The sequence below is a fragment of the Spiroplasma endosymbiont of Ammophila pubescens genome (genome assembly GCF_964020965.1).
Taxonomy (GTDB): Bacteria; Bacillota_I; Bacilli_A; order Mycoplasmatales; family Mycoplasmataceae; genus Spiroplasma.
In genome coordinates this window covers 246,421-271,298 of the sequence record NZ_OZ026611.1, presented here as the reverse complement: position 1 = coordinate 271,298, position 24,878 = coordinate 246,421, and the positions used below count along the sequence as shown (strand labels likewise).

20 protein-coding genes and 2 pseudogenes are annotated in these 24,878 nt (G+C 26.3%); 7 read left to right on the top strand and 15 right to left on the bottom strand.

What is annotated here, in order from left to right:
• The first annotated feature begins 3 nt into the window (after positions 1–3).
• The 5 genes and pseudogenes from ABNT63_RS01665 to glpK all read left to right on the top strand — a co-directional run bounded on the left by ABNT63_RS01665 (position 4) and on the right by glpK (position 5,715).
• The gene (locus ABNT63_RS01665) at positions 4–1,755 is read left to right on the top strand and encodes a VirD4-like conjugal transfer protein, CD1115 family (RefSeq protein ID WP_348736142.1); all 1,752 of its coding nucleotides are present in this window, start codon (positions 4–6) and stop codon (positions 1,753–1,755) included.
• A 600-nt stretch (positions 1,756–2,355) separates the two neighbouring features.
• Positions 2,356–2,931, top strand: coding sequence for a UPF0236 family transposase-like protein (locus ABNT63_RS01660; RefSeq protein WP_348736141.1), 576 nt, complete (start codon positions 2,356–2,358; stop codon positions 2,929–2,931).
• On the top strand, positions 2,924–3,304 hold the full coding sequence (locus ABNT63_RS01655; protein WP_348736140.1) for a UPF0236 family transposase-like protein: 381 nt from the start codon (positions 2,924–2,926) through the stop codon (positions 3,302–3,304). Before ABNT63_RS01660 ends, ABNT63_RS01655 begins: the two co-directional genes overlap by 8 nt.
• Positions 3,297–3,749, top strand: coding sequence for a hypothetical protein (locus ABNT63_RS01650; protein ID WP_348736139.1), 453 nt, complete (start codon positions 3,297–3,299; stop codon positions 3,747–3,749). Before ABNT63_RS01655 ends, ABNT63_RS01650 begins: the two co-directional genes overlap by 8 nt.
• 469 nt (positions 3,750–4,218) lie before the next feature.
• Positions 4,219–5,715: pseudogene (gene glpK, locus ABNT63_RS01645) on the top strand (glycerol kinase GlpK).
• A gap of 123 nt (positions 5,716–5,838) precedes the next feature.
• On the opposite strand, the gene ABNT63_RS01640 reads toward glpK, so the two are convergent.
• Both ABNT63_RS01640 and eno read right to left on the bottom strand, forming a co-directional pair.
• Positions 5,839–6,021 carry a hypothetical protein gene (locus ABNT63_RS01640; protein ID WP_338991726.1) on the bottom strand — a complete coding sequence of 61 codons (183 nt, stop codon included), beginning with the start codon at positions 6,019–6,021 and terminating at the stop codon, positions 5,839–5,841.
• Between the two features lie 166 nt (positions 6,022–6,187).
• Positions 6,188–7,564: a phosphopyruvate hydratase gene (gene eno, locus ABNT63_RS01635; RefSeq protein WP_348736138.1), complete on the bottom strand. Its 1,377-nt coding sequence runs from the start codon at positions 7,562–7,564 to the stop codon at positions 6,188–6,190.
• A gap of 182 nt (positions 7,565–7,746) precedes the next feature.
• Between eno and trpS the strand changes: the two genes are divergently transcribed.
• A complete protein-coding gene (trpS, locus tag ABNT63_RS01630) occupies positions 7,747–8,775 on the top strand; it encodes a tryptophan--tRNA ligase (RefSeq protein WP_348736137.1) in 1,029 nt (342 codons plus the stop codon).
• Positions 8,776–8,827: 52 nt separating this feature from the next.
• Here the strand turns inward: trpS and ABNT63_RS01625 are convergent, their stop codons facing one another.
• The 6 genes and pseudogenes from ABNT63_RS01625 to ABNT63_RS01600 form a co-directional block, all read right to left on the bottom strand.
• The gene (locus tag ABNT63_RS01625) at positions 8,828–9,382 is read right to left on the bottom strand and encodes a hypothetical protein (RefSeq protein ID WP_348736136.1); all 555 of its coding nucleotides are present in this window, start codon (positions 9,380–9,382) and stop codon (positions 8,828–8,830) included.
• On the bottom strand, positions 9,372–9,701 hold the full coding sequence (locus tag ABNT63_RS01620; protein ID WP_348736135.1) for a lipoprotein: 330 nt from the start codon (positions 9,699–9,701) through the stop codon (positions 9,372–9,374). Before ABNT63_RS01620 ends, ABNT63_RS01625 begins: the two co-directional genes overlap by 11 nt.
• Before the next feature lie 232 nt (positions 9,702–9,933).
• Positions 9,934–10,500 (bottom strand): annotated as a pseudogene (locus tag ABNT63_RS01615) (aldo/keto reductase).
• 234 nt (positions 10,501–10,734) lie between these two features.
• A complete protein-coding gene (locus ABNT63_RS01610; RefSeq protein ID WP_348736134.1) occupies positions 10,735–11,898 on the bottom strand; it encodes a DNA recombination protein RmuC in 1,164 nt (387 codons plus the stop codon).
• A gap of 111 nt (positions 11,899–12,009) precedes the next feature.
• Positions 12,010–13,149 carry a hypothetical protein gene (locus ABNT63_RS01605; protein ID WP_348736133.1) on the bottom strand — a complete coding sequence of 380 codons (1,140 nt, stop codon included), beginning with the start codon at positions 13,147–13,149 and terminating at the stop codon, positions 12,010–12,012.
• 77 nt (positions 13,150–13,226) lie between these two features.
• Entirely contained in the window at positions 13,227–13,955 is a 729-nt protein-coding gene (locus tag ABNT63_RS01600; RefSeq protein WP_348736132.1) for a hypothetical protein, read from the bottom strand.
• A 267-nt stretch (positions 13,956–14,222) separates the two neighbouring features.
• Here ABNT63_RS01600 and ABNT63_RS01595 point away from each other — a divergent pair, with 267 nt between their 5' ends.
• The gene (locus ABNT63_RS01595) at positions 14,223–15,356 is read left to right on the top strand and encodes a phosphatase PAP2 family protein (protein ID WP_348736131.1); all 1,134 of its coding nucleotides are present in this window, start codon (positions 14,223–14,225) and stop codon (positions 15,354–15,356) included.
• Between the two features lie 91 nt (positions 15,357–15,447).
• Here ABNT63_RS01595 and ABNT63_RS01590 read toward each other — a convergent pair whose 3' ends face one another.
• The 7 genes from ABNT63_RS01590 to ABNT63_RS01560 form a co-directional block, all read right to left on the bottom strand.
• A complete protein-coding gene (locus ABNT63_RS01590) occupies positions 15,448–16,638 on the bottom strand; it encodes an acetate kinase (RefSeq protein WP_348736130.1) in 1,191 nt (396 codons plus the stop codon).
• 17 nt (positions 16,639–16,655) lie between these two features.
• The gene (gene pta / locus ABNT63_RS01585) at positions 16,656–17,633 is read right to left on the bottom strand and encodes a phosphate acetyltransferase (RefSeq protein ID WP_348736129.1); all 978 of its coding nucleotides are present in this window, start codon (positions 17,631–17,633) and stop codon (positions 16,656–16,658) included.
• 103 nt (positions 17,634–17,736) lie between these two features.
• Complete coding sequence (locus ABNT63_RS01580; protein WP_348736128.1) at positions 17,737–18,390, bottom strand: copper homeostasis protein CutC; 654 nt, start codon at positions 18,388–18,390, stop codon at positions 17,737–17,739.
• Between the two features lie 9 nt (positions 18,391–18,399).
• Positions 18,400–21,438, bottom strand: coding sequence for a DNA polymerase III subunit alpha (locus ABNT63_RS01575; RefSeq protein WP_348736127.1), 3,039 nt, complete (start codon positions 21,436–21,438; stop codon positions 18,400–18,402).
• 64 nt (positions 21,439–21,502) lie between these two features.
• Complete coding sequence (locus ABNT63_RS01570) at positions 21,503–21,853, bottom strand: hypothetical protein (protein WP_348736126.1); 351 nt, start codon at positions 21,851–21,853, stop codon at positions 21,503–21,505.
• Entirely contained in the window at positions 21,837–23,036 is a 1,200-nt protein-coding gene (gene thiI / locus ABNT63_RS01565; RefSeq protein ID WP_348736125.1) for a tRNA uracil 4-sulfurtransferase ThiI, read from the bottom strand. Before thiI ends, ABNT63_RS01570 begins: the two co-directional genes overlap by 17 nt.
• Positions 23,037–23,051: 15 nt before the next feature.
• The gene (locus tag ABNT63_RS01560) at positions 23,052–24,767 is read right to left on the bottom strand and encodes a septation ring formation regulator EzrA (RefSeq protein WP_348736124.1); all 1,716 of its coding nucleotides are present in this window, start codon (positions 24,765–24,767) and stop codon (positions 23,052–23,054) included.
• Positions 24,768–24,878: the final 111 nt, after the last annotated feature.

The window sequence follows — 24,878 nt, the reverse complement described above, 5'->3', positions numbered from 1 at the left end:
AATATGTGAAATAAAATCAAAAAGAAAAAAATAAGTTTATTAATTGGTTTATGTTTTGTTTCAATTATTTTTATTTTTTGTTTAACATTATTTGGAATAGGTTATTCAATTTTTATTAATTGAAAAGAAATTACAATATTTATCAATGAAATTAAGCAATTTCAAATATTATCATGATGAAATTATATAATTAAAAGTAAATACGGATTATTAATAACAGTTGGGCTAAGTTTAGCGTTTTATTGCTGATTTTTTTATTTTGTTTTATTTAGTAAAGTGAAGAATAAAGAAACTGCAATTAAAACAACCAATAAAATAGATTTTGGTGATAGTAAATGATTAAGTATAAAAGAAATTGATGATATTAGTGAAAAAGTAAATATCAAAGATAATTATAAAAATACAGACTTTGTTTTTAATTGTAATAAAAACAAAAAAGATTTATTGTTTAACTTAAAAAATAATATTCATAGTGTTATTGTTGGTTCAACAGCAAGCGGAAAAACACAAGGCATAGTATTACCAACAATTTATTTAAATGGAAAATCAACCACTAAACCAACTATGATTATAACCGACCCCAAGGGTGAATTGTATAATTTAACCAGTGGTTATTTAGCAAAAAATGGTTATAAAATAAAAGTTATTGATTTTCGTAATTTAGAAAAAGGAAATACTTGAAATCCATTAAAACTAATTTATGATGACTTTATTAAAATGATAATGACAAATAAGGAAAAAGAAAAAATAAAATGAAAAATAAAGTATAAAGATAAAATTAGATCACTTAGTCGTATGTTAATTAACAAAAATCCCGAAGATGAATTTTGGAATGAATTAACAAGTATGATTATTCAAGGAATTATTTTAGCAATATTAGAAGATTATGAAGATAAAATAAACAAAAATAATTTGATAACAGAAATCGAGGAAACTTTAAATCAAGAATCATTTTCCAATAAATTTAATATGGCATCAGTGGCAGCAATCGCTAGTTTTAAAAAAGATTTAGTTGAATGACTAAATAATCGAAAAAATACCAGCATTGCCAAAATAACCGCAAGTCAGGCTTTGGTTGATAGTAAAGAAAATCTAACACTAGATGCTATTTTAATGACTGTTGCAAAAAGTTTAGAAATATTTAACAATGATTTTATTCGTAATTTAACATCCCAAAATGATATTAATTACAATGATTTTATCGAATATCCAACAGTTTTATACATAATATTTAGTGACGAAAATGATAATTACTATAAATTAATAGCAATATTAATTAGTCAAATTTATCAATTTTTAACAAATAAAGCAAGTGAAATAATCGAACAAAAACTAGAAAAACCAGTATATTTTATTTTAGATGAATTTGCTAATTTAACAAAAATAAACAACATTGAAAAATGAGTTAGTATTTCGCGCAGCAGAAACATATTTTTTCAATTTATTTTACAAGATATCAACCAATTAAAATTAAATTATGGTGATACAATAGCAAAAATTATTTTAAATAACTGTGGGATGCATATTTTCTTACATACCAGTGATTTAGAAACAATAAAATATTATAGTGAATTATTTGGAACAAAAACAATCGAACAAATTAGTATTAATGAAAATAAAAGCAATATTATTGTTTCAAAAAATTTAAAAAGTCACCCCTTAATGTTAACTAGTGAGTTAGCAAATTTAAAACAAGGACAAGGAATTGTTAAAATAGCACGCTATAACCCAATGAAAACAACTTTAAAACTATAAAAAGATTTAAAGTTAGTAGAAAAAACAAACATATTTCAATTAAAAGAAATTAATTATATAAATTTTAATAAAGAATATTTTTATGATATTAAAAATAACAAAAAAGAAATAAAAGAAAATGAAATTAATGAATTTATCAATTTAACAACAACAGAAATTAAGACAAACATTAATAATTTAAAAATACAATTAAGAGAGTATGAAAATACAAATTACAAATCTATTCAAAATAAAACAATGATAAATTTACTTTTAGTAAGATTTCACAAAGTGGTCAAGCTGAAACACTTAAAAATAAACGAAGTGGGAGGATATCTATAAGGTTAATCAACTAATTAAATTAGTACTACATGGAGCAGAAGAGTAGTCGTAAGTGATTAACTAAATCACACCTAAGGGAAACTCTACCTAAATGAGAAAAAGTTAATAAAGTTATTTAACAAATAACTAGTGAAATTAAAAGAAAAGAAAAAGAATAAGAAGGTTAATTAATTTATCTCTTTCTATCGATAAAAATAATGTAATAAAACTGCTGACAAATTATTTTAAGCAGTATAAAATTTTACTATCATTCAATGATGATTAAAAAGGAATATAAGTATGTTAAATATTTTTAATAGTTTTAAAGATATAAACTTTGTTGAAGAAGTAAATATCGATGTTAATTTAATAGGAAAACAAAAAATGAAAGAAAAATATGAAAACCTTGATCAAGAATTAAGAGAGCAAAACCGTAATGGAAAAAATGGTTATATTTTGTGAGAGAAAAAGAATAAAATGATAAAAACTCCCTTTGGCAATATTATAATTAAAGCTTCCAGATTTGGTTATCGTGATAAAAAAGATAATAAATTCAAAACAACAACTTTATTAAATAAAAAAATTGGTTTAAAAAATAATCAAACAATTATTTTAAGTGTTAAAATAGAACTTTGAAAATTAATGGATAGTGCTAAAAGACAAAGAGATATTATGGATATGTACCCAAAATTAAATATATCAAAGATGACAATCACAAACATTAATAAGGAAATTGATTTTGCTAAATTATTTAAAGAACAATTAAAAACAAAGACTGAAAAAATAATTGTCCAAACACCATATTTGTATGCTGGAGTTGACGATTCTTTTAGTAATTTAACAAAATATAGAAAAATAGAAAAAAAATATGTTTAGAACAGCATATTTTCATACTGGGTATGATGAAATAAAAAGCACTAAAAATAAAAATGTTCTAAAAGATAAAAAAATTTTTATTGTTATGAAATCAGTAAAAAATAAATACTATCTTATTAAAAAATATAAAAAAGAATTTTTACATTTTTTAAATCAAAATTTTAATATTGAAAATTGTAAGTTAACCCTAGCAGGTGATGGAGCAAAATGAATCCAAAAATTTGCAAATGAAATTGGTGCAATTTTTATTTTAGATCAATTTCATTTAATGAAAGAATTAAAAACAATATTTCCTTATCGAAGAAGAAAACTTACTAAAAATTTAACTGATAATAAAAAAAATAAGAAAACAAATTTATTGAGATATGAATAAATTATTTAAAAATGGCGATCCGGATGAAGCAATAAAATATTTAAAAAAATTAATTACAAGAAAAAATATTAAAGAATATCCATTTTTAAAAGATAAAAAAGATAAAATCAATGGTTTCATTAAATATATCAAAAATAATTCTGAGGGTATTAAAGTTTATAAAGAAGATTGATATATGGGGTCTTGTACTGAACCACAAATTTCGCATAATGTCAAATGATTAAAAGGATATGGTGCTAAATCATATAGTGAAAAAGTTTTTAAAAATATGATTGCATTGAAAATGGCAAAAGAAAATGGTGTTAATTTAATTGAGTTTTATCTTAATAAATTAAACAAAAAAAATGAAAAAGAATATAATTATTATTTTAAAAATGAAGATAAGTATAATCAGCAATTTTTAATAAATAAAAATGTTGCTCACCAAGCACAATGTTTTGTCTAAAATTTAAAGTAAAAATCAATAATTTAAAATAAATTTATTAAATAATTTGCGAATTATTATTTTTTGTATTGTAAATTATTACTTTTATGTTATGATTAAACTAATTAAAAAAGATAAATTTATCTTTTTCTTAGGAATTTTATTTTAATAGATAAATATTTATTAGAATAAGGTGTAACCAACCGAATAATTTACTCCCTCAGTTAACTTGTCAAACCTTTGCTGGGTCCCGTCCAATTGAACCATTAGCAAAAGATTTTTATTTAAAAGCAACACATAATAATCCAAAATTTATTAATGTCGCTGGAACAAAATCGCCTGGTTTAAGCAGTTCCCCAGCCATTGCTAAATATATTTGTCAATTACTAACTGATGCTGGTTGTCAGTTAGTAAAAAACCAAGGTTTTGATCCAATTCAATTAGAAATTATTCCAACAATTTAAAAAGGAGCAAACTATAATGTCAAAATATATTAATTATTAGCCTTGATGAAGGAACAACAAGTTATCGTACTCTTGTTATTAATCAGCAAGGAGAAATCATTTCTAGCGATGCCTTAGAATTTAGCCAAATTTTCCCGAGAGCTGGTTGAGTTGAACATGATGCTGTTGAAATTTGAAACTCACAACGGACAACTCTTGTTCAATCGTTAAATAAAACAAAAATAGGGCCAAATGAAATCGCCGGAATTGGTATTACCAATCAACGTGAAACAGTTGTTATGTGAGACAAGCGTTCAAGATTGCCAATTTACAATGCCATTGTCTAGCAAGACCGTAGAACAGCCGCTTATTGTGATGAATTAATGGCTAAAGGAAAAAGTGATATAATTCAAGCAAAAACTGGTTTAGTAATTAATCCATATTTTTCAGCAACAAAAATCAAATGAATTTTAGATAATGTTGAAGGTACCCGCCAATTGGCAAAAGAAAATAACCTTTTATTTGAAACAATTGATACTTGACTAATTTACCGCATAACAGGAGGAAAAATTTATGTCACTGATTCAACTAATGCCAGTCGAACAATGCTATTCAATATTCATACTAAACAATGAGATGATGAATTACTAACTTTATTAGATATTCCAAAAAATATTTTACCAACAGTAAAATCATCATCAGAGATTTATGGTCATACTTTCCCCGGCTTATTGAGTAAAGAAACTGACATTCAAATTCCAATTGCAAGTACTATTAGTGACCAACAAGCCGCTTTATTTAGGTAATTATGTTTAGAGCCAGGGGAAGTTAAAAACACTTATGGAACGGGATGTTTTATTTTAATAAATACTGGTGAAAAACCAGTTACATAAAAAATGGCTTATTAACAACAATAGCCTTAGATTATCAAAACAAAATTACTTATGCCTTAGAAGGGTCAATCTTTGTTGCTGGAGCTGCTATTCAATGACTTCGTGATCAAATTAAAATTGTTTATCATGCTAGTGAAACAGATTGATATACTAATCTTGTCCAAGGTGACCAGCAAGTTTATGTTGTTCCTTCCTTTACCGGGTTAGGATCACCTTACTGAGATTCTTATTCACGTGGTGCAATTTTTGAATTAGAGCGTGGAACAAAACGAGAACATTTAGTTAAAGCAACCACTTGCTTATCAATCATATGATGTCATTACTGCCATGGCTGAAGATTTACAACAGCCAATTAAACGAATTAAAGTTGAAGGTGGTGCTAGTCAAAATGAATATTTAATGCAATTTTAAGCTGATATTTCACAAGTTGAAGTAATTCGCCCGCAAAATATTGAAACCACAGCCATGGGAGCTGCTTTTCTAGCCGGATTAGCTGTTGGATTCTGAAAATCACCAGCAGAAATTAAAAAAATATCCGCTGTTGGAAAAAAATATCATGCTAAATTAAAACAAGAAATTGTAGCAAAATTATTAAAAGGATGAAAAGTTGCTGTTAAGCGTACTTTAAACTGATTAAAAGAGATCGAATAAATTAATACGCTTAAGTAAGTTAAAATATTTTTAATTTTAAATAAAATGCATATGATATCAAATTTTATAACATATTTTTAAATTTAAGATAAAAAAATGTGAGTATATTTTTACTCACATTTTTTATTTATCTGATAAATTAATAAATAATTCTTTAAAAATAGGGTTGTTTTTAATTTCATTTATGGAGACAACAATTTTATCAGAATTAATTTCTAATTTTTTCTTTTCATATTTCAAATCAATATCCATATTTTTAATTTTACTATTAATTTGTTTTTTTAAATTATTGCTCGCCAATTTCATTTTTATTACCCCTCTTCAATACAATATAATACTATCATATTATTACATATAGTATCAAAACGATGTTTCAACTATTTTTTAAAATTTCAAATATTTGGTATTGTTACGTTCTTTTATCACCATAAATATTTATATAATCATAATAAAAAAATAACCTTATAAAAGGTTATTTTTTTAAATCAGCAACATGTTTTTTTAAATTATAAAATGTTTTAATTCCATCATATTCAGCTACTGTTCCTAACTCATCTTCAATTGCTAATAAACGATTATATTTTGCAATTCTATCACTTCGTGACATACTTCCTGTTTTAATTTGACCAGTATTTAAAGCGACTGCTAAATCAGCAATTGTTGAATCTTCTGTTTCTCCTGAACGATGTGAAACAACTGCTGTTCAATCTGCTTTTTGTGCTAATTGAATTGTATCAATTGTTTCAGTAACTGTTCCAATTTGGTTTAATTTAATTAAAACAGAATTTGCGGCGTTACGAGCAATCCCTTCTGCTGTAATTTTTGGATTTGTAACAAATAAGTCATCACCAACAATTTGAATTTTATGTCCCATTGTTTTTACTTGTAATTCAAAACCAGCTCAATCACCTTCTGCTAAACCATCTTCAATTGAAATAATTGGGTATTTATCAACTAATTTATCTAAATATTTAATTAATTCTTCTGTTGTCATGGCATATTCTTTACCAGTAACTTTTTCAATTTTCTTAAAGTGATATTTTTTATCATCAAAATATAATTCTGATGAAGCACAATCCATTGCAATCATAACACCTTCTTTACCTGGTTTATATCCTGCTTTTTCAATTGCTTCAACAATTAAATCTAAGGCAACCTCAGCTGGTGTTTTTGTTTGAAATGAAGCTAAAGTTTGATCTTTATATGCTCAATTAAAATGCGGAGCAAAACCACCTTCATCACCAACAGCAGTAATATCACCTTTATCATGTAAGATTTTTTTTAAAGTATGAAAAATTTCTGATGATCATCTTAAAGCTTCTTTAAAAGTTTTAGCTCCAACTGGCATAATCATAAATTCTTGGAAATCAATTGCACTATCAGCATGTTCTCCTCCATTAATAATATTCAACATTGGAACAGGTAATTTTTTCCCATTTACACCACCTAAATATTTGTATAATGGCATTTCTAATTCCGAAGCAGCTGCTTTTGCAACAGCCATTGATACTCCTAGCATTGCATTAGCACCTAAATTCTTTTTAAAATCAGTTCCATCTAAAGTAATCATGGCATGATCAATTTCAACTTGGTTTGTTACTTCCATTCCAACCAGTTGTTCGGCAATTTTTGTATTAACATTCCCAACTGCTTTTAAAACACCTTTCCCTTGGTAACGTCCTTTATCACCATCTCTTAATTCTAATGCTTCACGACTTCCAGTTGAAGCTCCTGATGGTACCATTGCTGAACCATATCCGCCAAATTCTGTTCAAACTTCAACTTGAATAGTTGGATTTCCTCGTGAATCAATTACTTCACGAGCATTAATTTTCTCAATTCTCGACATAATTTTTTACTCTCCTTCTAAGTGTATAATGTTATTATATTATTTGTTCAAAAAATAGTAAACAAAATCGGTTGAAAATCCAAGAAAAATACTACTTTTATTGTTTTTATTTTGGAAAAACTAAAATATTTGCTATGATATTATTAAATATGTTATTAAATTTGGACAAGAAGGGAGAACATATGGAACAAAAAAAACCAACAATTGTTTCAGGCATTACTGCGACAGGACAATTAACTTTAGGAAATTATATTGGGGCGATAAAAAATTTTATTGAATTACAAAAAGATAATAATTTAATTATTTTTGTGGCAAACTTACATGCAATTACAATTCCAATTAGCAAAGAAGAATTACGAAATAACATTAAAAATATGGTTGCATTATATTATGCATGTGGTTTGGACCCACAAAAAGCAATTATTTTTGTTCAATCAGATGTCTTAGAAGTTACATTATTAGCACATATTTTATTGTGCAATACAACTATTGGGGAATTATCACGAATGACACAATTTAAAGACAAATCAATAAAAATGAAAGCAGAAAATGGAACTGAATTTATTCCAACCGGATTATTAACTTACCCAACTTTAATGGCCGCGGATATTTTATTATATGATGCTGATTTAGTTCCAGTTGGAAAAGACCAAAAACAACACATTGAATTAACACGAAATATTGCTGAACGAATGAATAATCGTTATCAACAAGATTTATTTAAAATTCCGACCGACTTTATTCCACCAATTGGTGGTAAAATTATGGATTTACAAAATCCAACTAAAAAAATGAGTAAGTCTTCTAATGATTCTAAGTCTTTTATCAGCTTATTAGATGCACCCAAAATAATTCGAAAAAAAATCCGTAGTGCTGTAACTGATTCAGAAGGAAAAATTGCTTATAATCCTGAACAAAAACCAGGCGTAAGTAATCTTTTAACAATTTATGCTGTTTTAAAAAAAGTAACAATTGAAACAGCTGTTAAGGAATTTGTTCAACACGATTATGGCCAATTAAAAGAACAAGTTGCCAATACAATTATTGAAGTTTTAGAATCAATTCAAAAAAAATACCACAAATTAATGCAAGATCAAACAATTGATGAATTAATTGATTTAGGAGCAACAAAAGCACGAGCAATTGCTAATAAAAAAATAACAAAAGTTAAAAATGTTGTTGGATTAAATTATAAAAAAAGTAGCCTTTAAATAAAAAATAGACACATAAAGTATAAAATTTATGTGTCTATTTTTGTTATATTTAGTTTTTAATTTGGTATTTTAATTCATTTAATTCTCACATATAATTACCATTTTGGTCAGTTACTTTAAAATTAAATTTTCCATTTTGATTAACTTTACTAGTATCTAACTGATCAAAATGAAAAGTAATTTTATTTTTTAAATAACAATATAATTCATCAATATTTTCAATTGTTTTAATATTACTAATTTTAAAATTATTTGAATCACTATAAACATTTGTTAGCCATAATTTAATAATTTCTGCTGTTGTCATATTTTGTTTAAAAATAAACCTTGGATGATTCTGAATATAATTAATTAAATATTCTTGTAAATCTTTATTAAGTTCATAACTTCAAAAAACATTTGAATTTAAATTAATTGTTAAATAATAAATCGTTGTTGGAAAATGGCTACCATCTAAAGTATATTCTTCCATTGTTGTTTGTCCCATCGTATAAGTATACTCCGTTGTATTACGAATTAACGGAAACAAAATAAAATCACGATATAATTGATTAGCTGTTGGCAAATGGGTTGGCATACTTGCAATATATGTTTTATAAAACATTAGTTGTTGGTAGTTCAAATGCTAGAACATTTGAAGGATTATTAAAATTATAATTAATAATTGATCATAAAGTATGAGCTTCTCTTTCTTTTGAAAACATTGTGAAAATTGTATTATCATCTTGATGTTTTATTCAATATTCATCTTCATCATTAATGGGTTGTAACATAAAATGTGTTAAAAACTTGCCAACCACTGGCTGCAATGTTGCATCTTGGGTTGGAATATAATAATGTTCTGGATAAATACAACTAATCGTTAAAATACTTGGAGTTGTAAACATTATCATCGTTCCAAAAAAACTAAGCAATTTTTTCATCGAATCATTCCTTTTGATAAACTATCTTTTAAATTATAACAAAAAATAGTGATTAAAAATTAAAATTATTTGGATCAGCTCCTAATCTTACCTGTGGTAAAGCAAATAATGCTGCCATATCTTCATCATCTAACATAAAATCATCTAGTTCACTATTAGCAATAATACGTTCCTTATGAGTTGATTTTGGAATAACAACAATATTTTGTTGTATTGCTCATTTTAAACAAATTTAGGCAGGACTTTTCTGGTGTTTTTCTGCAATTTTAAGAACAGTTGAATTTGTCATACATTGTCCTTGCATTAAAGTTGCTCATGATTCAATAATAATGTTGTTTGCTTGGCAAAATTTAACAACATCAGTATTATTTAAACCAGGATGAAATTCAAGTTGATTAACCATTGGTTTGATTTCACTAATTGCAATTAACTCTTGTAAATGGCTAACTTCAAAATTGCTGACTCCAATTGCACGAATTTTTTTTGCTTTATACGCTGTCTCTAACGCACGAAAACATTCATTTCGTTCGGCAGTGGGCTAATGAACTAAACATAAATCTAAATAATTCGTATCTAACCGTGTTAGTATGTTATCTACTTCATGTAATGCCACATCGTACTTATGATTAGCATTTCAAATCTTACTTGTTAAAAAGATTTCTTTTCGTGGAACACCACTATCTTTGATTGCTTTGCCAATTAATTCTTCATTTCCATATATTTGAGCAGTGTCAATATGACGATAACCATTTTGTAATGCGGCAATAACAGCTTGATAAACTTCATGCTCATCAGTCATTTTATATGTACCTAACCCAATTAATGGGATTTCAACGCCATTAAAAAGTTTTAATTTCATTGTTAGTGTTTTCATTTTTATTCTTCCTTTCCTTGTGTTGGCCTTTACATAATTATAACTTTAATTAAAATCAATAACAAGGAAAATAAAATTGAAATTCTGTTAACAATTAATTTCAAAAATTATTAAAAAATATCTTACTTCTAAGATATTTTTCTTTTATCGTCATTCATTTTAATCTGCTGGTTGTTCTAACTGTTGCTCATTTAAAATTTTTTGATATTGACTATGAATTTTATTATGTGTTGTATTTAATTGTTCAATATTAGTATTAAATTTTGCAAAATTTTTCGTAAACTCTTGTCAACGTTCAACTCAACGATCAAATTCACCTTTTATTTTTAATAAATTAGTTTTAATAACTTCAATATTTTGATTAAAAGCAACTTCACGCATATGTTTTTCTAAAACAAATAAAATTGCTGATAATGTTGTTGGTGAAGTAACTCACACCCGTTTTTTAAATGCAAAAGTAATAATATCATCTGGAAATTGGCAATAAATAAATGCGAATAAATCTTCGGAAGGAACAAACATAATTGCACTTGAAATTTCATTTTCAAGATTAATATACTTAGCAACTTCATTAATTCGATCTTTTAAATCTTGTTTAAAAAGATTTAAATATTTATTTTTAATTGCGGTATCACTTGCTTCTAAGTATTTATTATAATTTGTTAATGGAAATTTTGCATCAATAGCAATGTTTTCTTTTGCTCCACCAGTTTTAACTAATGCATCAACAACAGTTCCTGTCGGCAATTTATATTGGCGGTCTCATCCTTGATGACTTTCACCATACATATCACTTAAAACTTTTTCTAATAAATATTCACCTAAATTACCTCGTTTTTTATTATTTAAAAAAATATCATTTAAAGTTTTAACTTTTTCTTCAACTTCTTTTAATGTTGTAGTTGATTCTTTTAAAACTTTTAAATTTGATAAAACATCAGTAAATGATTTGGAAATAATTTCACCTTGATGGTTTAAATTATTTTTTAAGTCAGTATCTTGCTTTGACAAGTTATTTTGAAAATTACTTAATCCTTCGTTTAAAATTATTAAGTTTTGATTAAATTTAGTATCATTTTTAACTGAATTTGTTTGAAATTCACTAATTAAAGTTAATAATTCTCTTTTTTGTTCAGAAAGTTGATTTTGTAATCCTAATCCTTGTTTCTCTAATAATTCTTTTGATGCTTGAATATCTTTCTGTAATAATGCTGAATCATTATTTACAAGCGGTTTTTTATGTGTTTTTACTAAATAAATTATTAGAAAAGTAACTAAAATAACTAAAATAATTCCTAATAAAACATATGAAATTGTTGTCATTGTATTCCCCCTAAATATTTTAATGTTTTATTGTATTCCGCAATAATTTTAATTATAGCCTGTTCAAATAAAAAAATAAACTCATAAGATTAATGAGTTTATTTTTTCTTTTTATTCAAATGTAACATTTAATTTATAAGCTGGAATTTTTGTCATTAAAGAAGCTAAAGTATCAGAAGCTGATAAAATTTTTGAACCTGGTTTAGCCTCAATAGTTGCTCCTTTACCATCCTCATTAAAAGTTACTCAAATTTCATTATATCAAATCTCCTGATATTGATCAGCAAATTGTTTTCCTAATAGCTTTGTAACAAGATCATAACGAAGTTCGTTTTCAGTTTCTTTTGTATAAATCTTATCTAATTTAACAGGGATTAATTTTTCTGTTGGTTTAACATTATCTTGCGTTAAAAACTTACGTGGTGTTGTCTTAACTGTAAAATTAGCAGTTATTGTTGAATGATTAATAACATGCTCAACTTCCGTTGTAATTTTTAAAGTCCCTTCCCCATTATCTTGATTAATTGATATTTCAATTCCACCATTTAAAGCTCCCATCATCGCTTTTAACATTGCATCTTTATATAAACTTGCGAAACGATTTCGATCCCCAACAAACTCCATAATTGCTGCTGTCATATTCATTTTTGTACCCTCAAGGTCTTTTTTATAATCTGCTCAGACTGCATCAGCGAGATAAATATCACCAATATTTTTTAATGGAAATGCTTGCGAAAATGTAATTGGTTCATTAACAATTTCAACTGCTGAACCAATAAAATTACCACCTGGTTTTGGCGTAATTACTCATTGACTAATTTCTTGATCAAGATTTATTTCAATATCAGAAAAAGTAAAATTTGTTCCATTTAAACTATTAACAACAGTTAACACTTCATCGACGGTTAATTTTGTACCAGAACCATTATCATATGGCAATGATGTAACAGTAATAATTTTACTAATATCATTTGTTGTTCATTTTAAATCAACTTTTTTTGTTAAAAATGGGCGATTTGGAACATCTGGCATAAAACGAATAATTGCTGTTTTCATTCCTGGCGCTAAATCAACATCTAAGTTATCAACATCATAACCTGCTTTTTTTAAATTTGCTTTAATAGTACCAACAGTTGGTATTCCTGTTGTATTAATTTCACCCCTAGTTTTAGGACTATGACATGCAATTGCTGTCCCAACAATTGGACTTGATAGTGATACTGATGCTAAAATCATCATTAATTTTTTCATTATTTTGTTCTCCTTTGTTTTTCAATAATTTTTATTACATAATTAATATTAAAATTAGTTTATTAATTTTAAAAAGATTATTTTGTTAAAATTTTGGTAATAATACTGCCCTGTTGTGGTGGGGCTGTTTCCTTTTTAAAAAGAATTAATCGATATGTTTTAATAATATTTGCAATAATAAATAAAATAATAATTAGTTTTTTTAATAAAAAAATAACTAATATATTAATTCGATATCGCATAAAAAGATACGGTTCCAAAATATTTAAAAATAATGTTAGATTAAGAAACGGATTAAAATAAATTAAATCATTAATTTTATACCAATAAATTAAATAAATCCGTAATATGACTAAAGCAATAAAAAAGATAATAATAAATAAAGCATAAAAGAAATAAAACGAAATTAAAATTGATTGATAAAGTTGAAAATAAAACTGCGTAAAACGACTAAGTAATCCTGTTATCGTAATATTTCAATAAATAGTGTATGATAATCAAAAAATATTTGCTAATCATAATAAAATTACAATAACATTAACTTTTAAAATATTATCTCATTGTAAGATGATCCGTTTATAATGTTTAAAATCACTTAAAATTTGGATTAAAACAGCTAAGAAAAATAAAAAAGCATCCGTTATTAAAACAATATAAGTTAAATTTAATGAAATACTAACAAATGCTCAATTTGTATAATGTGGTACAAAACAAGGTAAAAATAACGAAATTCCAAAATATAAAGTAAACAAAATAAAATATATATTAAAAAATACTTGAAAATACTTTTTGAAATCTGTTTTCATTTTAATCACCCACACATATTTCCTTTTATTTTAAATTATATCTTTCGTTATATTTAATTAAAAACCCTATTGTGAACCAATAATTAAAGTAATTATAATTATCATTTTAATTATTAATAACATGTTCTAAGTAATTATACCGTGGAAAGTTTTAAAATTAAAATTAAAATTTTATTTTTTAACATATAATTAAAAAGAAAAGAACCTATATTTTTTACTAAATTCCTATTTAATTAACAACAATGAAATAAAAAACGAGGAAACTATATGCAACAAAAAAATAACATCTTTTTTATTAAAAAAAAAAATGAAATATTTATTTTTTTTGCAATTCCATTATTCATAATTTCTCTTATTAGTTTAGGAGTTCTTATTGCAACGGGATGATATCAAATTGACTACCAAATTGCTGCTGAACTTGCAAAACCTTTATCAAATGAATTTGTTAAATATTGAGTCCGTTTTTATGATCAATTAGGAAATACTGAAATTGTTATTGTAATTATCATTTATCTAACAATATTATTAGAAACATGGTTTTTGCTTAAAATAAAACAAGAAAAGAAAAAATTTATAAAAAATTATTGGATTACTATAATCTATTATTTCCTAGCCATAGGAGCATGACTTATTGGTAATATTGTTAATTTAGCCTTAATTCCAAGTCTTGACGAAGGCTTTGGGCCTGGAATTGACTATCTTCTATTTGATAATTATAAGTATAAATTAACAAGTGCTATTTTAGTTTTTCTTTACCAATCATTCTTATTAGGAATTGGTCTTTATTATGTTCGCTATCGGTTAGTTAAAACTAACCGTTTGTTAACAGAACAAACATGAATAAAAGCAACTAAAGGATTAAGTTTTTTAATTAGTACATATATTATTATTGTGATTTTAAAAGGTGCAACACATCGAATCTATTATTATAATGCTATTTTTGGTGATTTAATTGATGCCCATCCTGAATTCTTAGCTGCTTATCTTAAATCGAGTTTTCATTTTGGATATAATTTAGGTAACGGTTATCTTAATAATATTCCCTCAGAATGACAATATCCTTGGTGAAAACCACCAATTGGTTTATTTAGTAATGTTAATATGGCAACATTTAAAACCCCATGAGAATACGCTTTCCCAAGTGGTCATATTAATGCTACATATTGTACTGGCTCAATTATTCTTTTATTTTTAAAAAATAAGCAGAACAATAAAATTAACTGAAAAATAAAATTATGTTTTATTATTTGATTAATTCATGTTTTAGCAATGAATTTTGCTGTTGTAATGGAAAGATTCCACTGGATTTCTGACACTACATTTACCTTTATTTTTTCAACTGCCATGATTTTAGTTGTTCATTTTAGTATTAATAAAATTTTTGCAAAACACTTAATTTAAAAAATGGACTAAAATGAAAAGGTTTAGATGCTAATAGCATCTAAACCTTTTCATCGTGAAGAATTATATTTTAAATAATAATAAAATTATCTTATGAATTAATTAAATGATAAGTATCTTCACAAATCATTACTTCTTCATTTGTTCGCATTGCATAAACAAGAACATCTGCTTTTGGAGTTGAAATTAGATTTTCCGTTTCATATGACCTTTGATTTGCTGACGAAGATAATTCTAAGTTTAATAAAGTAACTTCATTAACAACTAATTGGCGCATTTCATCAGAATTTTCACCAATTCCAGCGGTAAAAACAATTGCATCTAGTTTTGTTTTTAAATCATTAGCATAACTAACAATATATTTTGCAATTCTTTTTGTACTCATTAACAATGCTAATTTACTACGTTGATTATTCGTGCTACTTTTAAAAACATCACGTAAATCAGATGATACTCCCGAAATTCCTAATAAACCAGATTCTTTATTTAAAGTATTAGTTATTTCATCTAATGTTGCACCAGTTTGATTTGCAATAAATTGGTGAATTGAAGGGTCAATATCGCCACTTCGTGTCCCCATAATTAATCCTTCTAATGGGGTTAAACCCATTGAAGTATTAAAACTTTTACCATTTTTAACTGCACAAATTGAAGCACCATTGCCTAAATGACAAATAATTGCATTAACTTCAGTCACTGGTTTTTGTAAAATTTCAGCTAATTGTTTTGTAATATAACGATAAGAAATGCCATGAAAACCATAACGACGGACTTGATAATTACTATATCATTCATAGGGAACTGAATATAAATAATTTTCTTCAGGAATTGTTGTATGAAATGAAGTATCAAATACTGCAACATTTGGAACATCAACAATCTTACGAAAAGCTTCAATGGCAGCAATTGCTGGTGGATTATGCAGCGGAGCTAATGTTACCATTCGTTTAATTTCTGCAAATACTTCATCGTTAATAATTATTGATTGTGTAAACTTTTCACCACCATGCACAATTCGATGTCCAATTCCTTGAATGTCAGTAAAATCTTGAATAATATGATGTTCTTTTAATTTAGCGATTAAAACTTTCGCTGCTGCTTTATGATCTGGAAAATTTTCTTTTGTTTGAAACTCCTGACCATTAAATTTAAGGGTAAAAATTCCATCAATGTTAATTCGTTCAGCTAATCCTTTGCAAATTACTTCATAATTTTTTGCTGAATCAACTTTATATAATTGAAATTTCATTGAACTACTACCCGCATTTATTACTAAAATCATTTTTCTTTTTTTCCTTTCTAATCATTTGATTTATATATACATAAATATGCTGTCACTAAAACAGTATTGTAAATGTCATTAATAGTAGCACCACGTGATAAATCATTAACTGGTCGGTCTAATCCAATAACAATTGGACCAATTGCTTCAAATCCCCCTAATCGTTGGGCAATTTTATATCCAATGTTTCCCGCATCCAAATTTGGAAAAACAAAAATATCAACAGGTGCTTTTAAGACTGATGACGGCGCTTTTTTATTACGAATAGCATAATCTCACGCGGCATCAAATTGAAACTCACCATCAACAGAACAATTTTTTAAATTCTTTACTTGGACAAGTTCATAAGCAGTACGGACTTTATCAACAGAAGTCCCACGCCCTGAACCTTTTGTTGAAAAGGATAATAATGCCATGTTTGGCTTTTGAAAACCAAAAACTTGACTAGCTTCATATCCTAAATAAGCAATATCTGCTAATTCCTCAGCCGTTGGATCAATATTCAAAGCACAATCAGTAAAAATATAACGTTCATTATTCCGAACCATTAAAAAAAATGATGAAACTAATTTTACACTTGGTTTTGCTTTAATAATTCGCAATGCTGGACCAATAATATCTTTTGTATCATAAGTAATCCCACCAACCATTCCATCAGCAAGACCTTTTTTAACTCATAAAATTGCTAAATAATTACATTCACGAACTAATTCTTTAGCTTCTAATAATGAAATTTTTCCTTTTCGTAATTCAACGAAATATTCTGCTAATTCTGTTTCATTTTGCTCTTCGGCAACAATAACTTCGCTTTGTAATTCATCAATTGTTGTAGGAACTTCTGCTCGTGTTGCAAAAACAAGAATTGGCGTAATATTTGTACCAATTAATTGTTTCGCTACTGTTTGAATTCGTTCAGAATTTCCTTCTGGAAAAATAATTTTTATTTTGTGAGAAAAGGTATTAATTTTTTCAAGTATGTTTTTTAAAATGTTCATTTTTTATTCCTTTCTGCTATTAATCATTACCAAATAATTATATTACTTTTTTTAAAGTTTTTAGAAAAAGTAGCAAATTAATTATAATTAATTAAAAATTTTCCTATTTTAATTGTTGAAGTTTTACTATATCAAGGACAGTATTTCGAGTCCCGTCATAATGCACAGCACTGCCAAGATGAATAGCATCACAATAATGACTAATTTCGCGATAATTAGTCAAATTAATACCACTACCTCCTTGAATTTGAACACCATAATTCCGAAGACTTTGTAAAGTTACTAAATTTTTCATAATTGGAGTTATCCCACCTTGGGTTAAAACTGTGCTAATTCCTAATTGAACTAATTGTTGAATAGCAGTAATTTTATCTTCAATTAAATCAAAAGCCCTGTGAAAAGTAATTGCTAATGGATGTGCTAAGGCAATTAATTCTTCCATCCGTAATAAATCAATTTGATGTGTAGGTGTTAAAATACCGACCACAATACCTTCTGCCTTTGTTGTTTTAATATAAGCAATATCTTTTTTAAGTTGAAAATATTCATCAGCCGGACAATAAAAATCAGCATCACGGTGACGAACCATTACCCGAATAGGAACTTTAATTCGTTCAGTACATTCTTGAATAACTGCATAAGATAGTGTTAACCCTCCGCGCGATAAATAAGCACATAATTCAATTTGGTTAATATTTCCAGCTTGTTCAATAATTTGGCATTCTTTGTAGTTTCTTGCAATAACTTCAATAAACATTTATTCTTGCTACCCACTAATAAATTTAATGCGATTAATAATCCCATTAATTTTATTATTATATGTTCCTAACTTAATATTTAATAATAAGACATTATTAGTTTTTAACAAATTAGCATAATCTTTATAAATACCAGCAAAAGCAGTAATACTAATTTCGCTACTTTCATCATAACAATCTAAGAATGCCATTTTATTGTTGTTTTTATCAGTAATTACTTTTACTCGCTTCACGAGAACTAAAATATTTGTTGATCGTAAACTTAAACGCAAATTACTAATTAATGTTGTTTTATCTTGGTACCCTGCTTTTTCACGAATATATTTTAATGGATGATTCGATAAATAAAATCCTAAAAATTCATATTCTTTTTCTATACATATAACTTCATCGTTTGGTTCAATTACTAGTTCTGGTTTTTCAGCTAATGAAAAATCAACAACCAAATTTTCATTCTCTTCTTGCGTTTTAATCAACTCAATATAAGTAAGAATCCGGTGGTAATTATTAAATAAGGTAATCCGGTTCAACTTAAAAACATCTAATGCTCCAGAAAAACATAATGCCTCATAAGTTTTTCGATTTAAGCCTTTCTTATATAAACGAATAAACAAATCATATAAATCCATAAACATCCCATTAGTTTGATACTCTTGGGCAATTTTATTAAAAAAAGCAAAACCAATTTGTTTAATAATTAATAATGGAACACAAATTTGATTATCAATTGTATGATACTGTCGATATGGAGCATTAATATTTGGTGGCACAATTGTTAAATGATTCTTTTTTGCTAAAGCAATATAATCATTTGTTTTATGTTCATCCCCAATAACATGTGTCAATAAACTAGCTAAAAACTGGGAAGGATAATTTGCTTTTAAATAGGCCATTTGATAACCTAACAATGAATATGCAACTGCATGGCTCCGATTAAACCCATAGGCAGCAAATTTATAAATTAATTCTCAAATTTCTTGTGCTATTTTTTCAACATAATGATTTTTAACAGCCTCTTCAATAAATTCAGTTTTCATTTGGCTCATAATTGATGCATCTTTTTTCCCCATTGCACGACGAAGCACATCAGCTTTAGCTAGTGAAAAATTAGCAACTTTTTGAGCAATTAGCATAACTTGCTCTTGATAAACAATAATGCCATAAGTTGGTGCTAAAATTTCAGCTAGACGTTCATCAATATAGGTAACTTTTGCCAAATTTTTTTTTCGTTTAATAAACAAAGGAATATTATCTTGTGGACCAGGACGATATAATGAAGACGTTGCAACAATATCTTCTAATTGGTCTGGAACCATATCAACTAAAACCTTCGTCATCCCTGGTGATTCTAATTGAAAAATCCCTTTTGTATCCCCTTGCGCTAATAATTGATAAGTTTTTTGGTCATTTAATGGTAAGGTGTCAACATCTAATTTTACTTTTGTTTCTTGGTAAATATTATCAATCACATCATGTAAAATTGTTAAATTTCGTAATCCTAATAAATCCATTTTTAGAATTCCCAATTCTTCTAAATAATTCATTGAATATTGTGTTTGATAAATTCCATTATAGCCTTCTTTAATTGGAATAATTGTTTGTAAGCGTTGTTGTGTTAAAACAACACCTGCTGCATGGGTCCCTGTTTGACGTGGTAAACCAATAATTTTTTTTAAATGCAAAAACACTTGGGGATATTTCTTCTGATAAATTTCAAAAAGAGGATTAGCATTAATTGCTTCTTCATAATGATAATTATATTCTAATGGAACTGCTTTGCTCATTTTATCTGCTTCTTCAATTGCGATATCAAAAATTCGACAAATATCTCGAATTGCCATTTTCATCCCAATTGTTTGAAAAGTAATAATATGGGCAACATGTTCACTATCATATTTTTCAAATAAATATTCAACAACCATTTCTCGTTTATCATCTTCAAAATCAATATCAATATCTGGTAAACTTTTTCGCTCTGGATTTAAAAATCGTTCAAAAAGTAAATTATAAGCAATTGGATCAATTGTTATAATATTTAATAAATAACTTACAAGACTACCAGCAGCACTACCGCGGCCAGGACCAACAAAAATATTTTGTTGTTTTGCATAACGAACATAATCTCATACAATTAAAAAATAATCATTAAAACCCATTTTATTAATCACTGTTAATTCATAAGTTAATCGTTGCAGATATGTTGTTTTAGAACCATTAATTTTTTTTTGTTTTAAAGCTGTTTGACAAATTTCTTGTAAAAACTGTTGTGCTGTCTGCCCTTCTGGGGTTGGATAATGTAATAAATTATCAAAAATAGTCCCTTTATGTAAAGGAAAAACATCAATTGTCGTAATAAATGTTTTAATATTGTCAAAATATTGTTGATAAAAGGGGGGTGGTGAAACTCAACCATATAAATCTTTCATCTTACTTTCTTTAAATAAAATTTGTGTTTTAATTGTATCAACAACTTTATAAGCAGTAAAATCTTCACTTGTAAAATATTGTACTTTATTATTTCAAATAATTTGTTCATTTGCAACTAATGCTTGCAACGACTCTAACAACGATAAATTCCCATTATTAATACCTAAATATAAATCCGTTCCAACTTTTAAAATTTTTCTTAGCGTTTGATATAACTCAGGTTGATAATTATCTGTTGTATAATTAATAATAATATTAACATCTGTTGTTAAAAACTTACTAATTTCCTCTAATGTTAAATTTTGCTTATGTTCAGCATTAATCATTATTAAAGATGAAATTTCAACTAAATTAAAATAACCATTTTGATTACGAGCAAATAAATTCATATTATAAAGAATATCATTCAAGAAAATAATAACATTTAAGCCAATAATTGGTTTAATTTTATTTTTTTGACAAAGCTGGTGAAATTCATAAACCCCAAACATATTATTATCACAAATTGCCAATGATGATAAATTAGTTGTCATAGCATAATTAAAATATTTATCAAAAGTAATTAAAGATGATAATAAACTATAACTTGTTCGAACATTTAAATGGGGAATTGTCATCATTGCTACCTCACTCTCCTATCATTGTAGCGAAAAAGAAAATAAAAACCACAATTGTGGCCTAATTTTATAATTTAATTGCAATAATAATGATCATAATTACAATTAAAAGCGCTAAGATCCCAAAAACTAAATAACGTCATAAACGGGCTTTTTTCTTTGGAACCATTTCTTTTAATAATTCTTTTTCTAAATCAATTGCATTTTCATTATAAAAAGAATTTTGTTCTTTCTTCATATTTATTATTTTAATATTTTCATCTTTAACATCACAAATAATTGAAAATTCTTCATCAATTAATATTGTTTCTTCTAATAAGTTTGTTCGTGATTGTTCTGCTTTTTGTAATTCAGATTCATTAACTAATTGTTTTGCTACTTCTTTCTTTTTTTGAAAAAAACTAGTTTTCTTCTTCATAAATCACATCCTTACCAACCACATATGTTGTTATATTTTTTTTAATTATAACATCAATAATTTCTGTTCACATTAAATTCTTTTCTTGAAATTCTGCTTGTTTTAAACGTGGTTTTGTAACAGGATTCTTTGGAACAAATAAACTACAACAATCTTCAAACGGTAAAATTGATGTTTGATAAGTATCAATTTGTTTTGCAATATCAATAATTTCATTTTTATCAAAACACAATACTGGCCGCAAAATCGGCAATGTAGAAACATCATTGATTGTATTAATACTTTCAATTGTTTGAGAAGCAACTTGTCCTAATGATTCTCCAGTAATAATTGCCTGACATTTTAAATCTTTAGCTAATAAATTAGCAATACGATAAAACATTCTTCGCATAATAATAATTCGATAACTAGCATCAAGAATATGCATTAATTCATGTTGTAACATTGAAAAATTAACCACATGCAATCGTTGCTGATTTTGACCAGCGTAATAATTTAATTTTTGAACTAAAGCTTTAACCTTTTGTAATGCTTCTTCTGTCGTATGTGGCGGTGTCGCAAAATGTAAATATTCAATATTCATTCCCCGTTTCATTGTTAAAAAAGCTGCAACTGGTGAATCAATTCCTCCTGATAACATTACTAATCCTCGTCCAGATATTCCAACTGGTAAACCACCAATTGTTTTAATCTTATTAACAAAAACATATGTAAATGTTCGGCGTACTTCAACATCAATTTGCAAAACTGGTTGATGAACATCAACTTTAACCTTTGTTTGTTGTAATATTTTTGGTGCTAATTGTTGCTTAATTTCCGTTGATGTCAGTGGAAAAGTCTTATCATTTCGGCGCACTTCTAATTTAAAAGTTGCTGGTTGATAATAATTTACGATATTAATTGCACAATTAGCAATCTCTGATAAATAACAAGCAACTTTTTTGGCTAATGATAACGATGATGAACCAAAAACATTTTTAACAATGTTAACAATTTCCATACTAACCGTTGCATCTAATAGTTCAATAAATAAACGATCAAATTCTTTTTTAATTTGATATTGATTTTCATATCCTGTTAATTTTGTTTTAATATTATTAACTAAAACTCTTGTAAAATCATTACGGTTTTTTCCTTTGGTTGTTAATTCTCCATAACGAATTAATATTACATCAAAATTCATTTTATACTCCATTTTCTATATTTTTCCTTGTTCTTCATGAATAATTTTTAACACTAAAAATAATGAGTCATCATAATCACCATCGCGATAAGCAATCTGAGCATTACGTAACTGGTCATCAACATCATCATTTGTTAAAATAAATTTTTGTGCATAAACTAATGTTTCTTGTGATAATAAATCTAATAAAATATTATTTTTAATTTTTTCAAACAATTTTAAAACTTCTGTTTTCAAACGATTTAGTTTACCTGTTACTTCATCAACTTCACTAGGATTATTAACATCAAATGATATTCGTTTAATTTTTTCCAAGGATTGTCGATAATCACTAATTGCTTTTTCATATTTTGTTAATAATTTTTTATATTGTAATTGATTTAAGCGGACTTCAGCTTGTAACAAAACCACTTCTAACAAATGAATTGTTTTTCGAATTTCAGTTTCTGCAAAATTACGCTTTTCAATAATCTTTACAACATTTTCTAATGCTTCTTGGGTTACAACAGCATTTTCTAATAAATGTACTAATTCTTGATTAAAATTAACATAATCGCGATCATTACGATTAATTTCTAAGACTAAGCGGTTAGTATCATGTGTTAAATCTTTTATTTTTCCCATTGCTTCACGATAAATGCCTTCTTCATGTGCCGTTAATGTTGATGAACTACGTAATGCCTCAATTTGTCGAGAAATCGCATTAAAACTCCGTTCAATTTTATTAATATAATCCATTACAACTTGATAATATTTTTTAAAACATGAAATAATTGCTTTTTGGTGTTCAATACTTTGATCAAAATCACTAATTTGATTAATAATTTCAATTGTTTTCTTTGTTGCTTTTTTATATTGCAAGTTATCAATATATTTAGAAATTAAAATTTTAGTTTCATCAATCTTTTGGGTTAATTCATCAAAACTATACTTTAATAAATCACGACTACTTTCATCTTTATTGAAAAGAACATATTTATCTTTTAATAAAGAAAGTTTATTTGGAACCACTTTTGTTAACAAGGCTTTAATTTGTGGAATATTGTCTAAAATTTCAACAAAAATAGTTAAGGAAGTAGTAATATTGGATAAAATTTGTTCTGTTTTAACAAAATCACCCGCTGTTAAATAATCTTCAAATTCATCAAACATACTTTCAATATTTCGTTCAAAATCACTAATTTTTTTAGAATCTAAAGATACATTCATTTGCAATTTAACTGCATCTTCTAACAATGAATTAAACATTTTCTTATGTGCCAAAATATAATCTCGTTGTAATAATTCAATTCGCAATTGACTGTTAATTTCATCTAATAACCGACGAGCTTCTTCTTCTAATAAAGTTAATTCTTTTAACAACGGAATAATTTTTTGTACTGCTACTTTCGGCATTTTCTTGGATGTTGTTTTATTAATTTGATATAATTTACGAAATACTTCTAAACAACTTATTAATTTTTTCTCATAAATAATTTCATACTTTGTTCGTCAGATAATCAAGTCTTTTGCATAGCGATTATTATAACGAGCAATTTCAGAAATCCGAAAAATTTTATGTTTTAACGGTAATCGTTTTAAAATATCAAATTTTTGTAAAACTTTAATTTCAATTGTTTTTAAATAACGCTTTTGCCCTCACAACACTAATGTTATTATTAATAGTAACAAGCAGACAAAAAATAAAATTAATAATATTAATTTAATTGTATTATTAATAATATTTTCCATTTTGCCTAGCCCCCAATCATTACTATATATCAATTGAATTATAGCAGTTGCAAAAGATATTACATTAAAAATTAGAAAAAAATATTGAATTATCCTTGATTTTATTATACA